A 14669-nucleotide genomic window follows, 5' to 3' on the forward strand; every position below is an offset into this window, starting at 1 on the left:
GGCGTGCGTGGTGCCTGGAGAGGCGGTGCCTGGGAGGCGGGGACGCGGCTCAGTGACCGTGGCCGTGACCGGCGGCGGCCGGGGCCTCGTCCTCCTCCTCGGGCTTGTCGACGACCAGGGTCTCGGTCGTCAGCAGCATCGCGGCGATGGAGGTCGCGTTGATGAGGGCGGAGCGGGTGACCTTGACCGGGTCCAGGACGCCCTGGGCGACCAGGTCGCCGTACTCGCCGGTGGCGGCGTTGAAGCCGTTGCCGACGCCCAGCTCGCGGACCTTGGTGACCACGACGTAGCCGTTGTCGCCACCGTTCTCGGCGATCCAGCGCAGCGGCTCGTCGGCGGCCTTGCGGACCACCTTCACGCCGACGGCCTCGTCACCGGTCAGGCCCAGGTCGCCGTCCAGCGCGGAGACCGCGTGGATGATCGCGGAGCCACCGCCGGGGACGATGCCCTCCTCGATCGCGGCGCGCGTCGCGGAGACGGCGTCCTCGATGCGGTGCTTCTTCTCCTTCAGCTCCACCTCGGTGGCGGCGCCGACCTTGATCACGCACACGCCACCGGCGAGCTTCGCGAGGCGCTCCTGGAGCTTCTCGCGATCCCAGTCGGAGTCGGTGTTCTCGATCTCGGCCTTGATCTGGTTCACGCGGCCCTCGACGGCGGCGGCGTCGCCGGCACCGTCGACGATGGTGGTGTTGTCCTTGGTGACGACCACGCGACGCGCGGTGCCCAGGACCTCGAGGCCCACCTGGTCGAGCTTGAGGCCGACCTCGGGGGCGACGACCTGACCACCGGTCAGGGTCGCGATGTCCTGCATCATCGCCTTGCGACGGTCACCGAAGGCCGGAGACTTCACCGCGACGGCGTTGAACGTGCCGCGGATCTTGTTCACGACCAGGGTGGAGAGGGCCTCGCCCTCGACGTCCTCGGCGAGGATGAACAGCGGCTTGCCCGCCTGCATGACCTTCTCCAGGACCGGCAGCATCTCCTGGACGGAGCTGATCTTGCCCTGGTGCAGGAGGATGTAGGGGTCGTCGAGGACGGCCTCCATGCGCTCCTGGTCGGTCACGAAGTACTGGGACAGGTAGCCCTTGTCGAACTGCATGCCCTCGGTGAACTCGAGGTCGGTGCCCATCGAGGAGGACTCCTCGACGGTGATCACGCCGTCCTTGCCGACCTTGTCGAAGGCCTGGCTGAGCAGGTCACCGATGTGGGTGTCGCGGCTGGAGATGGTGGCCACCGAGGCCATGTCCTCCACCGAGTCCACGTCGCGGGCGGCCTCGCGCAGGGCCTCGCCGACGGCCTGGGCCGCGGCGTCCATGCCCCGCTTGAGGGCCATCGGGTTGGCACCCGCGGCCACGGCGCGCAGGCCCTCGTGGACCATCGCCTGGGCCAGCACGGTGGCCGTGGTGGTGCCGTCACCGGCGACGTCGTTGGTCTTGGTGGCGACCTCCTTCGTCAGCTGGGCACCCAGGTTCTCGAACGGGTCGTCCAGCTCGACCTCACGAGCGACGGTCACGCCGTCGTTCGTGATCGTGGGGGCGCCCCACTTCTTGTCCAGGACGACGTAGCGGCCCTTGGGGCCGAGGGTCACCTTGACGGCGTTGGCGAGGGCGTCGACGCCGCGCTCGAGGGAGCGGCGGGCCTTCTCGTCGAACTCCAGGATCTTGGGCATGTGTGCCTCCTTGCTAGCTGTCGTGGGTTGACCGGCGCGGGGCCAGGTCAGCCGACGATCGCCAGCACGTCCCGGGCGGAGAGGATGAGGTACTCGGCGCCGGCGTACTTGACCTCGGTGCCGCCGTACTTGGAGTAGATGACCTTGTCGCCCACGGCGACGTCGAGCGGGACGCGGTTGCCGTTGTCGTCGATGCGACCCGGACCCACGGCCAGGACCTCGCCCTCCTGGGGCTTCTCCTTGGCGGTGTCCGGGATGACCAGGCCGGAGGCGGTGGTCTGCTCGGCGTCGAGCGGCTTGACGACGAGGCGGTCCTCGAGGGGCTTGATGTTGACCGACACGGTGTCGACCTCCACTTTCTTGCACACGGATGTGAGTTGTTCACGTCAGGTGCCTGCGGGCCCTGCGGCGCGCCGTCGCGGGGGTCGCACCGAGTCGCAAGCATTGGCACACTCGAGGTGAGAGTGCCAAGGAAGAAACTAGCACTCGACCCGAGGGAGTGCCAGGGAGGCACCGTCGCCCCGCCTCGTCCGCCCGTGGACGGCGGCCCCGGGCCGGCCTGACAGGATGGCGGGATGGACCTCGACGACCTCGCCTGGCTGCTCACGGACGACGGCCAGCAGCTGCTCGCCGAGGCGACCGCGCTGGTGGCGGCCGAGCCCGACCCGCTGCGCGCGCAGACCACGCTGCGCCGCACCACGGTGGCCGGGGCCACGCCCGAGCGTACGTCGCTGGCGCTGAGCCAGGCGGGCCTGCGTCGGCGCGCGGAGGCCAAGCTGGGCGAGCTGGCGTCCCGCATGTACTTCACCCCCGACGCCCTCGAGCAGGCCACGCGCCTCCCGGTCGCCCGGCACCGCGCCGCGCGGCTGGCGGCCTTCGAGGCCCGCACCGTCATCGACCTCGGCTGCGGGATCGGCGGGGACCTCGTGGCCGCGGCGGAGACCGGCGCGATCGTGGCGGGCGTCGACCTCGACCCCGTCCGCGTCGCGCTGGCGCAGGCCAACCTGGCCGCCCTGGGCCTGCCCGGCGCGGTGCAGGTCGCCGACGCGACCACGATCGACCCCTCCCCCTTCGACGTCGCCTTCGCCGACCCCGCGCGCCGCTCGGCCCGGGGCCGCACCTTCTCCGTCGACGACTGGACGCCGCCGTGGCCGTTCGTCGAGGGCCTGCTGCGTCGCGACTCGTGCGTGAAGGTCGCCCCCGGCATCCCCCACGACCTCGTGCCCGAGGGGGTCGAGGCCGAGTGGGTCTCCGACCACGGCGAGGTCAAGGAGGCGGCGCTCTGGTCGGGACGCCTCGCCACCGTGCGCCGCCGGGCCACGGTGCTCGGGGACGGCGGGCTCGCGACCCTGACCGAGGAGGAGGACCCCGGCGCCCCCGTGGTGCCGCTGGGCCGGTTCCTCTACGAGCCGGACGGGGCGGTCATCCGCGCCGGCCTGGTGACGGCCGTGGCGGCCGGCACCGGCGGTGGGCTGATCGACGAGCACCTCGCCTACACCACCTCCGACGAGGCCTTCGCGACCCCGTTCGCCCGGGGCTACGAGGTCCTCGAGGAGCTGCCCTACCGGGAGAAGCCGCTGCGGGCCGCGCTGCGCGAGCGCGGCGTCGGCCGCCTGGAGATCAAGAAGCGTGGGGTGGACGTGGTGCCCGAGCAGCTGCGCAAGCGGCTCGCCCTCTCCGGCGACGAGGGCGGCACGCTGGTGCTCACGCGCGTCGCCGGCGAGGGCACGGCACTGCTGGTGCGACCGCTGCGCTGAGCGCGGCATCCCGGAGCCCGGGAGGGTCGTCCTCGCACGACAGGACGAGCACAGCACCACCACAGGCCGCGCGCCCAGGGTGGAGCCACCGGGCCTCCCACAGGGGGACGCCCGCCGTCGTCGGGAGGGCGCGATGCCTCGACACCAGGCCACCGGCCCCACCGCCGCCTGCGTCGCCGCGCCCTGGTCGGCGTCCGTGCTCCCGGGCCGCACCGGGGACGCCGGCACCGGCTCCCGCTGGGGCGGCGACCCGTCCCCCACGCTGCTGCGCTCCCAGGTGGGCCGCCACCACGGCCGGCGTCGGGTGCTGGCCGAGCTGGTGCTGCCCGAGGCCAGCCACGTCGAGGTCCGGCTGGAGCGCTGGGGCCAGCTGCTGGCCGAGGCCGGCGTCGACGCGCCCGCGGGACGTCGGCGGCTCCGGGTGCCCGTGCCCCGTGACGTGCTGGCCGGGCCCGCACGGGTGGTCGTGACCGTCACCGACGGCGCCGGCCGGGTGCGCGAGGCGTCGGTCAAGAGCCACGTGCCGGCCCGCTGAGGCCGTCGCCAGCACCCGCGGGGTCGGGCGCTCAGGCGCGGCGCAGCAGCGCGGCGGCCAGCGCCAGCACGAGCAGGACGCCGGCGACGAACACGATCGCGGCGGTGGTCAGCGCCACCCCGACCGCGGTGAGCAGCCCGAGCCCGACCACCGGCACCGTGATCCCGAGGTAGCCCGCCAGGAACACCCCGGCCACCGCCTCGCCGCGCTGCTCCGGCGGCGCCAGCTCGGCGGCCGCGCCGAGGGCGCCCTTGAGCAGGAGCCCGCCACCGGCGCCGGCGACCAGCCCGCCCACGAGCAGCAGCGGCACCACGCCGACGGCCACGGCCACGCCGACGGCGGCGGCCCCGGTCGCAGCGCCGACCAGCCCGACCCGCAGCTGACGGGCCGGTGCCCAGCCGCCGAGCACGACCTGGCTCAGTGCCGCCGCGAAGAACACCGAGGCCGCGGCACCGCCCGAGACGACGGCGTGGGTGGAGCCCAGCGCGGCCAGCACCGAGGGCGCGAGGGAGGTGAACAGGCCGAGCACCATGAACAGGGCGAACACCCCCGCGGCGGCGCCGGCGTAGCGACGGCGCGCGTGCGCAGGGACGACCACGCGCTGCGGCCGGTAGCGGACCGACCGGTCCCGCGCGACCGTCTCCGGCACCAGCAGCAGCGCGACCAGCGAGAGCACCAGGAGCCCGGCGAAGACCAGGTAGGTGGTGGTGAGCGGAGCAGGCAGGACCGCCACGAGCACCCCTGCCACCACCGGCCCCAGGCCCAGGCCGCCCAGGTTGGCCGCGGTCGCGACGACGCCCGCGCGCCGGGGCGAGTCGTCCGGCCGTGCGTGCCGGTGCAGCTCGGCGAGGTGCGCGGTGGCGGTCGCGGTGAGCATCCCGATCCCCAGGCCGCCCACGAGGCGCGCCCCGAGCAGCACGGGCAGCGACGGCGAGAGCAGGAACAAGCCCGCGGCCAGCACCTCGAGGGCGACGGCCGGCAGCAGCACCCGTCGGCGGCCGACCCAGTCCGAGACGTGGCCGACGGCCAGGAGCGAGACCAGCACGCCGACCGCGTAGGCGGCGAAGGCCAGGGTGATCGTCAGGGACGACCAGCCCTCCTCGGCGCGGTAGACCGCCCACAGCGGGGTGGGCGCGGTGTTGAACGCCATCACGGTGGCGAAGACGGCGGCGACCACCCAGAAGCCACCGGCGTGCCGGCGGCTCCCCGCGGCCGGCGGGGACAACGGGGACAGCGGGGCCCCGGGGGCGGGGGCGGACGAGGTGACGGTCATGTCTTCAGCGTCGGGCCACTGCCCCATCGACTCAAGCGAAAGAAAGTGACACGATCCATCACTACTTACGATGGATCGGAGGACGCTCGTGGAGCTGCGTCAGCTGGAGCTGGTGCTCGCCGTGGCCGAGGAGGGCACCCTGAGCCAGGCCGCCGCGCGGCTGCACGTCGTGCAGAGCGCGGTGAGCGCCTCCCTGGCGTCCCTGGAGCGCGAGCTCGGCACCCCGCTCTTCGTCCGCACCCCACGTCGCGCCGTGCCCACGGACGCCGGCACCGCCCTGCTCGAGGTGGCGCGCCGCACCCTCGCGGAGGCCGGTCGGGCCCGGGAGGTCGTCCGCGAGGCCGTCGACGGGCTGCGCGGCACGCTCACCGTCGGCACGATGACGACCCACCACCCGCTGGACCTGCCGGCCCTCCTGGGCCGGTTCGCCCGCAGCCACCCGGCCGTCCACCTGGAGCTGCGGTCGGACCCGGAAGGCGCGCGAGGACTCGTCACCAAGGTCGCCTCCGGGGACCTGGACGTCGCCCTCGCCTCGGCCGTCGGCGACCTGGACGGGGTGCAGTCCGTGCGGCTGGGCGCGAGCCCCATGCGCCTCCTGCTCGCGCCGGAGCACCCGCTGGCCGGGCGCGCGACGGTGACGCTGGCCGACCTGCGCGGGGAGTCCTGGGTCTGCGCACCCCGAGGCTTCGGCAACCGGCAGATCGCCGATGCCGCCTGCGCCGCGGCCGGGGTGCCGCGCCGGGCGTCGCTGGAGGTCGCGCAGGTGCACGCCATCCCGGACTTCGTCCGCGCGGGCCTGGGGCCGGCGCTGCACATCGGCGACGATCCCGCGCCGGGCCTGGCCTCGCCCCGCGTGGTCGGGCCGGCCGCCGAGGACCTGGTGTGGCCGGTGGACCTCGTGACCCGACCGGCACCGCACCAGCGGGCGGTCACCAAGGCGTTCGCGGCAACCGTCCTGACCGCCGGAGCGCCCTCCGGACGCGCCGCAGCGCCGGACCGGTGAACCCGGCCGGCGCTGCGGCGGTGGTGGTGATGGTGGTGGTCGGCTGCTCCGCGGTGAGGGCCGGGAGCGAGCCGTGGGTCAGACCCCCGCGACCTGCGGGGAGTCGACCTTCTCCTCGGCGGCCTCGAGGCGCTTGGCGTGGCGCAGGCCGGCGGCGGTCAGGACCACCATGATGCCGGCGCCGACGAACGCGGCGATCGAGGCGTAACCGGCGATGGTGCCGATGGTGGCGAAGGCGAAGCCGTAGAGGAGCAGGCCGCGCAGGGTGTTGCCCATGAACAGCGTCTGGCGCAGGGCGCCGAGCGCCTGGCCCTCCTCGGTGGCCTTCTCCTCGTCGCTGAGGGCGACGTACTCGCCGCTGACCTCCTCGTAGGTGCGACCGTCACTGGCGGCGTTCATGTGCACGAGGATGTAGTGGTCGGCGTACGCGCGGGCGGCGGGCCCGTTGTCGAGGGGCTGGCCGGCGAACGGCTCGAGGGCCTCGCGGTCCTCGGTCGCCATGTCGGCGATGGCCTCCTCGGTCGGCATCGTGATGCCCTGCATCGACAGCTGGTCGTTGACCTGGTCGCCGATGAAGGAGCTGGCCCAGCTGAGCAGTCCGCCCGCGACGAGGAGCACGGCCGCAAGGGCGACTCCGACGATCGAGGCGAACCTGTCGATGAGTGAACGCATGGAACTCTCCCTCTCCCTGTGGGCGAGGACTCCAGCGTCCCTGCCCTTCACCCACGAGGTTAGGGATGGCTCTCAGGTTGTTCTCAGGGCCGGTTGGACGAAGCTGCCGGGACCTCCGTCCCGCACCGGACGACGACGGCTCCCCGGACGTGACCGGGGCCACGTCTGCGCAGGTCAGCGCAGACGTGGCCCCGATCTCGACCCCTGGTCGACGGCGAGGTCCGGCCTCAGCCGGCGGCCTCGATCCCGGCCCGCTCGGCCCCGATCGTGGTGTCGTCGCCGTGGCCGGTGTGGACGACCGTCTCGTCGGGGAGGGCCAACAGCTTCTCCCCGATGGACCGCAGGATCGTCGGGTGGTCGCTGAACGAGCGACCGGTGGCACCCGGGCCACCGTTGAACAGCGTGTCGCCGCTGAAGACGCACCCCAGGTCGGGCGCGTACCAGCAGACCGCGCCGGGCGCGTGGCCCGGCGTGTGCAGCGCCTTCAGGGTCGTGCCACCGACCGTGACCTCGAACCCGTCGGCCACGTCGACGTCCCAGAGGTGGTCGGTGTGGGTGAGCTCCCACAGCGGCTTCTCGTCGGGGTGCAGCAGGATCGGCGCGCCCGACCCGCCGTTGGCCGCCTCGCGCAGGGCGGGGGCGACGCGGCAGTGGTCGTCGTGGGCGTGGGTCAGCAGGATCGCCTTGAGCGTCCGCTCCCCCACGACGTCGAGGATCGCCTGGACGTCGTGCGGGGCGTCGATGACGACGCACTCGGACTCGTCACCGATCACCCAGATGTTGTTGTCGACGTCGAACGTCTGGCCGTCGAGGCTGAAGGTGCCTGAGACGACGGCGTGGTCGACCTTCGCAGCCGCCATCAGATGACCACGACCGAGCGCAGCACGTTGCCGCCGTGCATCTTCTCGAAGGCGGCCTCGACGTCGCCGATGCCGATCTCCTCGGTCACGAACGCGTCGAGGTCGAGGCGGCCCTGGGTGTAGAGGTCGACCAGCATCGGGAAGTCGCGGCTGGGCAGGCAGTCGCCGTACCAGGAGGACTTCAGCGCGCCGCCGCGTCCGAAGACGTCGATCAGCGGCATGTCGGGGATCTTCATGTCCGGCGTGGGCACGCCCACCAGGACGAGGACGCCGGCGAGGTCGCGGGCGTAGAAGCCCTGCTTCCAGGTCTCGGGGCGACCGACGGCCTCGATGACCAGGTCCGCACCCTCGGCGCCCTCGTAGTAGCCGCCGCAGATCTCCTTGATCGCCTCGACCGGGTCGACCTCCTTGGAGTTGACCGTGTGGGTCGCGCCCAGCTCCTTGGCCTTGGCCAGCTTCTTCTCGTCGATGTCGACGGCGATGATCGGGCTGGAGCCGGCCAGCGAGGCCCCGGCGATCGCGGCGACGCCCACGCCGCCGCAGCCGATGACGGCGGTGGAGCGGCCACGGGTGGCCTGGCCGGTGTTGATGGCGGCACCGATGCCCGCCATGACGCCGCAGCCGAGCAGGCCGATGGCGGCCTTGCGGGCGTCGGGGTCGACCTTGGTGCACTGGCCGGCGGCCACGAGGGTCTTCTCGGCGAAGGCGCCGATGCCCAGCGCGGGGCTGAGCTCCGTGCCGTCCTCGAGGGTCATCTTCTGCTTCGCGTTGTGGGTGGCGAAGCAGTACTGGAGGTCGCCGCGCTGGCAGGCGCGGCACTCGCCGCACACCGCACGCCAGTTCAGGACGACGGAGTCGCCGACCGCGACCTCGGTGACGCCCTCGCCCACGGCCTCGACGACGCCGGCGGCCTCGTGGCCGAGCAGGAAGGGGAACTCGTCGTTGATGCCGCCCTCGCGGTAGTGGAGGTCGGTGTGGCAGACCCCGCAGGTCTCCACCTTCACGACCGCCTCGCCCGGGCCCGGGGCCGGCACGTTGATCGTGACGACCTCGACCGGGGCCCCCTTGCTCCGGGCGATGACTGCCTGCACCTGCTGCATCTGCGCGCTCCTGTGGTTGAGGATCTGTTGGCCCCCACCCAACCGGATCGGCGCCGCGCGCGAAAGCCGTCGTCCGGGGGTCTCGCCCCTCGACCTCGACGCCGGTTCCAACCATCCTCGACCTCGTCGCGTCCCAGGAGCACGAGAGGAGGCCACCATGACCCCACCGGCCCCACCCGAGGACTCCCCCGGCACCCGCACGGGCACCGGCGGCCGCGACGAGGAGTTCGCCACCTGGCTGCACGTGCGGCAGGGCGCCCTGCTCCGCACCGCCACCCTGCTGTGCGGCGACCCGCACGAGGCCCAGGACGTGCTCCAGACCGCCCTGGCCAAGCTCTACCTCTCCTGGGACAGGGTGCGCGAGCGGGACGCCCTGGACGCCTACGTCCGCCGCGCCCTGGTCAACGAGACCACCTCGCTGTGGCGCCGTGCCTGGCGCCGGCGCGAACGGCCGGTGGACGAGGTCCCGGACGGTGCCACCACGGCCGACCGCTACGACCTCGGCGAGCGGGCCGAGGTGTGGCGTGCCGTCAGCAGCCTCCCGCCGCGCGCCCGCTCGGTGGTCGTGCTGCGCTACTACGAGCAGCTCACCGAGGCCGAGACCGCCGAGGTGCTCGGGGTCAGCGTCGGCACCGTGAAGTCCCAGGCCCACCGCGGGCTGGCCCTCCTGCGCGAGCGGACCCCCGCCCACCTGGACCCCCGCACCGGCTCCGTCGCTGCGGGGCCCGAGAGCCATCCCGCGAACCAGCACTCGAACCGGCCCGAGAAGGAGGAGGAGCGATGAGCACCGACGACCTGCGTCACCTGCTCGACGACGAGCTCGCGCACCTGCCCGCCCAGCCGCTGACGCTGGGCTCGGTGCAGCGCCGGGCCCGCACGGTGCGCCGCCGTCGCACCGCGCTGGCCACGGGCGCGGTGGCCGCGGTCGCCGCCGTCCTCGTGCCGCTGGCGGTCGTGGCCGGGGGCGCACTCTCCCGCGCGGACGACCTCGACCCGGTCTCCCCCTCCTCGCCGGCGGTCACCGTGGCCACCGACGGGGCGGGCACCGACGACGCAGCCGCCGTGACCGGCCCCGCCTGGTCGGACGGCACCACCATCCACGCCGCCGACGGGACGGTCGTGGAGGTCGACGTGGACGCCACCTCCGGCTTCTCGTTCGTGCCGCTCGGCGACCGGTTCCTCGCCGGTTCCTACGGCAACGGCACCGGGCTCGTCCTCACGCTCGTCGAGGCCGACGGCACCGTGGTGGACACCTTCGAGGGCACCGAGTACGCCGTGGGCGACGGCCAGGGCCGCACCGCCGGATGGACGGTCGGACGAGGCGCGGACCGCAGCGTCGCCGTGCTCGGCGCCGGGGAGAGCGACCCGACGCTGCTGCCGCTCACCGGGCTGCCCGACTCGGCCGGCCCGCCCGAGCTGCTGACCGTGCGCGGTGGCGGCTGCACCGAGGAGGCAGCGGACGAGGGGGACGGCTGCCAGGCCGTCGTCCTCACCAACGAGCGCTCGGGCGGCAGTCGCGCCTGGGTGGTGACCCCGGACGAGGCCCCGCGCGAGCTCGTGCCCGACGTCTTCTTCTCCGTCACCGGCGTCTCGCCGGACGGCACCCTCGTCGCCGGCACCACCGAGGTGGACGAGCGCGCGATGTCGACCTGCTCGGCGGTCGTCGACGCGGCCACGGGCACGGCGCTGTGGGAGACGTGCGAGGTGGGCTACCTGCGGTTCTCCCCCGACGGCGCGCACGTGCTGGCCACGGACCCCTGGCGCGACGGCCTCGGCCAGAACAGCTGGACCGTGCTGGACGCGCGGACCGGCGCCCAGGTGCAGCGCTACGAGGGTCTCCAGACCACCCAGGCCTGGGCCGGCCCCGACCAGGTGGTCGCCCTCGTGGGCGACTCCGCGACCAACGCCGGCGCCGTGCAGGTGTGGACCCTCGGCGACGACGAGCCCGATGTGCTGGCCGAGGACCCGCGCCAGCTCATGCGGTTCTCGCTGGCGCTGCCCGGCGCGTGAGGGCGGATCAGCCTGTGAGGTCGGCTCAGCCCGCGAGGACGTCGGTGACCGGGAGGCTGGAGTCGGCGGGCAGGTCGAGGGAGGAGGGGACGCGGTCGCGCGCGACCATCTCGGCACCGAGCGCGGCGACCATGGCGCCGTTGTCGGTGCACAGCCCGGGTCGGGGGACGCGCACGCGGATGCCCAGCGACGCAGCCCGCTCCTCGGCCAGGTGCCGCAGCCGGGAGTTGGCCGCGACCCCGCCGCCGATGAGCAGGTCCTCGATGCCCTCGGAGGAGGCGGCGTCCAGCGCCTTGCGCACGAGGACGTCGCAGACGGCTTCCTGGAAGGAGGCGGCCACGTCGGCCACCGGCACCGGCTCGCCGCTGCGCTCGCGGGCCTCGACCCAGCGGGCGACGGCGGTCTTGAGGCCGGAGAAGGAGTAGTCGAAGCGGTGCCGCTCGAGGTCGCGGCGCGAGGTGAGGCCGCGGGGGAAGTCGATGGCGACCTGGTTGCCCTCGCGGGCGGCCTTGTCGATGTGCGGACCACCGGGGAACGGCAGCCCGAGCACGCGGGCGACCTTGTCGAAGGCCTCGCCGGCGGCGTCGTCGATGGTGGCGCCCATCGAGACCACGCCGGCGCCCTCGGGGGTCCCGTCGCCGACGCCGGTCACGTCGGTGACGCGCAGCAGGCTGGAGTGGCCGCCGGAGACGAGCATCGCCACGCACGGCTCGGGCAGCGCGCCGTGCTCGAGCTGGTCGACGGCGACGTGGCTGGCCAGGTGGTTCACGCCGTAGAGCGGCTTGCCGAGGCCCAGCGCGAGCGCCTTCGCGGCGGCCACGCCGACCAGCAGCGCACCGGCCAGGCCGGGGCCGTTGGTCACCGAGATCGCGTCGAGGTCGGTGAGGGCGACGCCGGCGGTCTCGCAGGCGCGCTCGATGGTCGGCACCATCGCCTCGAGGTGGGCCCGGGAGGCCACCTCGGGCACGACGCCGCCGAAGCGGGCGTGCTCGTCGACGCTGCTGGCCACGGCGTCCGCCAGCAGCGTGTGGCCCCGGACGATGCCGACGCCCGTCTCGTCGCAGGACGTCTCGATACCCAGGACCAGCGGCTCGTCACGACTCACGCGGCCCATTGTGCTCGCTGTGGGTGGGGCGGCTTGAATCCGGCCTGTTTCAATGCGGGAGTGCTCCCCCGCCCAGCGCACGTCGACCTCGCCACGCTCGTCGCGACCCACCCGGACCCCTTCGTCACGCATCAGGTGAACCCCGGCGACAGCGTGGGCGCCTGGACGCTGGGCGACGCCGTCGTCCTGGACGGCAACCGCACCCGCGGCGGGGTCGACGACGGCCGGCCCGGCCTGTGGTGCACCGGACCGGCCGTCGACCTGGACCCGCTCATGGCGCACGTCGAGCCGCTGATTCCCCGGCCGGGCAGGGTCAGCGTCGAGGAGACGTCCTTCGCCGCCCTGCCCGCCTCCTGGCGCTACGCGCCGAGCGGCCACTGGCACTGGATGCTGACCCGCACGGCACCCCGCCACGTCCCCGGCGAGGACGCCGTCACCCGGCTCCGCACCGAGGGCGACGACCTCGCCGACGTGGACGCCCTCGAGGCGCTGCTGGACGTCGCCAACCCCGACTCCTTCGCCCGCGCCGGAACCCCGGGGGTCGAGGGCTGGCTGGGGGTCCGGGGCTCGGACGGCAGCCTCGTGGCCGCCGGGGCGATCCACCGCGACCCCGACGGCACCGGCCACCTGCGCGGCGTCACCACCCACCCCGCGCACCGCGGCCGCGGCCTCGGCGCGGCGGTCTCCGCCGCGCTGACCCGCTGGGCCCTGGCCGGCGCCGCGGGCACCGCCACGCTCGGCGTCTACGTCGACAACGCCCCTGCCCTGGCCGTCTACGACCGGCTCGGCTTCACCACCCACCACACCTTCGTCTCCGGCCGCCCCGTCCCACCGCCGAGTCGGCAGTAACTTGCTGCCGACTCACCACCGAGTCGGCAGCAGCTTTCAGCGGGGTCCGAGGGTGAGCTCGCAGACGACGGCGGTCGCGCCGTCCGCGTAGTACCGCTTCCGGCGGGCCAGGTCGACGAATCCGTGCCGGGCGTAGAAGGCCCGGGCCCCGTCGTTGTCCTCGCGCACCTCGAGCAGCACCCGGTCGCAGCCGCCCTCGCGGGCGAGCGCCACGACGGCGTCCAGGAGGGCCGTGGCCAGGCCCGCGCGTCGGTGCTCGGGCAGCACGGAGATCCGCTGGAGCTCGGCCACGTCGACGAGGCTGACGACGGCGTGGCCCACGACCTGCCCGTCGGGGCCGAGCGCCACGAGGTAGGAGACGGTCGGGACGTCGCCGGTCAGGCCTGCCTCGACCAGACCGCGCGACCAGGCGTCCGGGCCCAGGTTGCGCGCCTCGAGCGCCGCGACGGCGTCGGTGTCGCCCGGCCCGGCGGCGCGGACGGTCACGAGACGGGCTTGCGGGCGCCGGGGGCCTCGGCGTCGGGGCGCCGCAGGTACAGAGGCTCGGGGTCGAGGATCTCGGCCATCTCCTCGGCGATCGCGACCGCCAGCCACGCCGCGCTCGGCCGGCGGGGGCCGGCGGTGCGGGCGAAGTGCTCGGGGTAGAGGTCGGCGCCCTCGCCGACGACGAGCGCATCCGTGGCGGCCTCGGCGGGCTTGACCACGACGGGGCCGTCGATCCGGGTGCCGTCGGCGTCGTAGGAGGCCAGGTAGACCTCCTTGCGGCGGGCGTCGGTGGCCACCAGGAACGGCTCGGCCACCTCGCCGGCGCCGACGGCCTGGGCCGCCAGCACGTCCAGGGTGCACACGCCGTAGACGGGCACCTCGAGGACGTGGCCGAGGGTCCGGGCGGTCACCAGCCCGACCCGCAGGCCGGTGAAGGGGCCGGGGCCCACGCCCACCCCGACGGCGGTCACGTCGAAGCGCTGCGCACCGGCGTCCGCGAGGACCCGCTCGATCATCGGCGCCAGCTGCTCGCCGTGCCGCATCGCCACGTCGGCGTCCGCCGAGGCGACCACTCGCTCGCCGTCGTGCAGGGCGACGGTGACGCGGGGCGTGGCGGTGTCGAACGTGAGCAGCACGCTCTCAGGCTAGGCCCACCCGGCGGCGCGGCCCGCACCGAGGGCTCAGCCCGCGGCCTCGTCCGCGTACTCCAGGGCGGCGGCGGCCACGTCGCGGGCGTAGGCCTCGGAGCGGTTGTAGCGCAGCACGGCCGCGGTCCAGGCCTGCGAGGAGTCCAGGTCGCCGTCGGCGCACAGGTACCGGGCCGCGCCGGCGGCGGCGTCGTCGAGGTCGAAGGGGTCGCGGGAGCCGTCGCGATCGCCGTCGACGGCGACCCCCGCCCAGGTGGACGGCAGGAACTGCATGGGCCCCACGGCGTGCTCCCAGGTGGAGTCGCCGTGCCAGGCGGTGCCGGCGGGCGTCGCACGGATGGCGGCGAACCCCTCACGACCGTCGAGCGCGGGGCCGAGGATCGGTGAGGACGAGGTGCCGTCGGCGCGCAGGGTGCGGCCGTAGAGGGTGCCGTGCTGGGACTCGACCCAGCCGATGCCGGCCAGCGTCGTCCAGCCCAGGTCGCAGCCGGCGACGCCGCTGGTCTGCGCGGTGGCGTAGGCCCGGACGGCGGGGGCCGGGATGCCGGTGCGCTCGGCGGTGCGTCGCACCCAGGCGGGGTCCAGCGAGGATCGCGCCCCGGTCGTCCGCTCCACGGGGGCGGGCACGTAGGTCTCGGCCGGCGTCAGGTCGACGACGGGCTCGTCGTGGTAGAGCCAGCCCAGGCCGGCCAGCACCCCGGCG

The 14669-nt window shown here is 74.5% G+C and carries 16 protein-coding genes; 6 read left to right on the forward strand and 10 right to left on the reverse strand.

Going from position 1 to position 14669, the window contains the following annotated elements; all coding sequences use genetic code 11:
- Nucleotides 1–49: 49 nt before the first annotated feature.
- Together groL and groES are read right to left on the reverse strand one after the other, a co-directional pair.
- On the reverse strand, nt 50–1669 hold the full coding sequence (gene groL / locus M8330_RS07005) for a chaperonin GroEL (protein WP_250053195.1): 1620 nt from the start codon (nt 1667–1669) through the stop codon (nt 50–52).
- Between the two features lie 47 nt (nt 1670–1716).
- Nucleotides 1717–2010 (reverse strand): co-chaperone GroES, encoded by a 294-nt coding sequence (groES, locus tag M8330_RS07010; protein ID WP_250053357.1) that lies wholly within the window; start codon nt 2008–2010, stop codon nt 1717–1719.
- Nucleotides 2011–2244: 234 nt separating this feature from the next.
- On the opposite strand from groES, the gene M8330_RS07015 reads away from it, so the two are divergent.
- Together M8330_RS07015 and M8330_RS07020 are read left to right on the forward strand one after the other, a co-directional pair.
- Nucleotides 2245–3426: a class I SAM-dependent methyltransferase gene (locus M8330_RS07015; protein WP_250826736.1), complete on the forward strand. Its 1182-nt coding sequence runs from the start codon at nt 2245–2247 to the stop codon at nt 3424–3426.
- Between the two features lie 133 nt (nt 3427–3559).
- Nucleotides 3560–3961 carry a hypothetical protein gene (locus tag M8330_RS07020; protein WP_250826737.1) on the forward strand — a complete coding sequence of 134 codons (402 nt, stop codon included), beginning with the start codon at nt 3560–3562 and terminating at the stop codon, nt 3959–3961.
- A gap of 31 nt (nt 3962–3992) precedes the next feature.
- Here M8330_RS07020 and M8330_RS07025 read toward each other — a convergent pair whose 3' ends face one another.
- Nucleotides 3993–5234: an MFS transporter gene (locus M8330_RS07025; RefSeq protein ID WP_250826738.1), complete on the reverse strand. Its 1242-nt coding sequence runs from the start codon at nt 5232–5234 to the stop codon at nt 3993–3995.
- Between the two features lie 88 nt (nt 5235–5322).
- On the opposite strand from M8330_RS07025, the gene M8330_RS07030 reads away from it, so the two are divergent.
- Nucleotides 5323–6237 (forward strand): LysR family transcriptional regulator, encoded by a 915-nt coding sequence (locus M8330_RS07030; protein ID WP_250826739.1) that lies wholly within the window; start codon nt 5323–5325, stop codon nt 6235–6237.
- A gap of 78 nt (nt 6238–6315) precedes the next feature.
- Here M8330_RS07030 and M8330_RS07035 read toward each other — a convergent pair whose 3' ends face one another.
- The 3 genes from M8330_RS07035 to M8330_RS07045 all read right to left on the reverse strand — a co-directional run bounded on the left by M8330_RS07035 (nt 6316) and on the right by M8330_RS07045 (nt 8869).
- The gene (locus M8330_RS07035) at nt 6316–6909 is read right to left on the reverse strand and encodes a hypothetical protein (RefSeq protein ID WP_250053185.1); all 594 of its coding nucleotides are present in this window, start codon (nt 6907–6909) and stop codon (nt 6316–6318) included.
- Between the two features lie 227 nt (nt 6910–7136).
- Nucleotides 7137–7769: an MBL fold metallo-hydrolase gene (locus M8330_RS07040; protein ID WP_250053183.1), complete on the reverse strand. Its 633-nt coding sequence runs from the start codon at nt 7767–7769 to the stop codon at nt 7137–7139.
- Nucleotides 7769–8869 carry an S-(hydroxymethyl)mycothiol dehydrogenase gene (locus M8330_RS07045; protein ID WP_250053181.1) on the reverse strand — a complete coding sequence of 367 codons (1101 nt, stop codon included), beginning with the start codon at nt 8867–8869 and terminating at the stop codon, nt 7769–7771. Before M8330_RS07045 ends, M8330_RS07040 begins: the two co-directional genes overlap by 1 nt.
- 157 nt (nt 8870–9026) lie before the next feature.
- On the opposite strand from M8330_RS07045, the gene M8330_RS07050 reads away from it, so the two are divergent.
- Together M8330_RS07050 and M8330_RS07055 are read left to right on the forward strand one after the other, a co-directional pair.
- Complete coding sequence (locus tag M8330_RS07050) at nt 9027–9653, forward strand: SigE family RNA polymerase sigma factor (protein ID WP_250053180.1); 627 nt, start codon at nt 9027–9029, stop codon at nt 9651–9653.
- Entirely contained in the window at nt 9650–10879 is a 1230-nt protein-coding gene (locus tag M8330_RS07055) for a hypothetical protein (RefSeq protein ID WP_250826740.1), read from the forward strand. The genes M8330_RS07050 and M8330_RS07055 overlap by 4 nt, the downstream gene beginning before the upstream one ends.
- Nucleotides 10880–10904: 25 nt before the next feature.
- Here the strand turns inward: M8330_RS07055 and tsaD are convergent, their stop codons facing one another.
- Nucleotides 10905–11984, reverse strand: a complete 1080-nt coding sequence (tsaD, locus tag M8330_RS07060; RefSeq protein WP_250826741.1) for a tRNA (adenosine(37)-N6)-threonylcarbamoyltransferase complex transferase subunit TsaD — start codon at nt 11982–11984, stop codon at nt 10905–10907.
- A gap of 60 nt (nt 11985–12044) precedes the next feature.
- Between tsaD and M8330_RS22390 the strand changes: the two genes are divergently transcribed.
- Nucleotides 12045–12833, forward strand: a complete 789-nt coding sequence (locus M8330_RS22390) for a GNAT family N-acetyltransferase (RefSeq protein ID WP_250826742.1) — start codon at nt 12045–12047, stop codon at nt 12831–12833.
- 36 nt (nt 12834–12869) lie between these two features.
- Here the strand turns inward: M8330_RS22390 and M8330_RS07070 are convergent, their stop codons facing one another.
- The 3 genes from M8330_RS07070 to M8330_RS07080 are packed head-to-tail and all read right to left on the reverse strand — an operon-like array spanning nt 12870 to nt 14662.
- The gene (locus M8330_RS07070; protein ID WP_250826743.1) at nt 12870–13319 is read right to left on the reverse strand and encodes a GNAT family N-acetyltransferase; all 450 of its coding nucleotides are present in this window, start codon (nt 13317–13319) and stop codon (nt 12870–12872) included.
- Nucleotides 13316–13954, reverse strand: coding sequence for a tRNA (adenosine(37)-N6)-threonylcarbamoyltransferase complex dimerization subunit type 1 TsaB (gene tsaB / locus M8330_RS07075; RefSeq protein ID WP_250826745.1), 639 nt, complete (start codon nt 13952–13954; stop codon nt 13316–13318). Before tsaB ends, M8330_RS07070 begins: the two co-directional genes overlap by 4 nt.
- 45 nt (nt 13955–13999) lie before the next feature.
- Complete coding sequence (locus M8330_RS07080) at nt 14000–14662, reverse strand: lytic murein transglycosylase (protein WP_250826746.1); 663 nt, start codon at nt 14660–14662, stop codon at nt 14000–14002.
- Nucleotides 14663–14669: the final 7 nt, after the last annotated feature.

It is taken from the genome of Nocardioides bruguierae (genome assembly GCF_023656415.1).
GTDB classification, from domain to species: domain Bacteria; phylum Actinomycetota; class Actinomycetes; order Propionibacteriales; family Nocardioidaceae; genus Nocardioides; species Nocardioides bruguierae.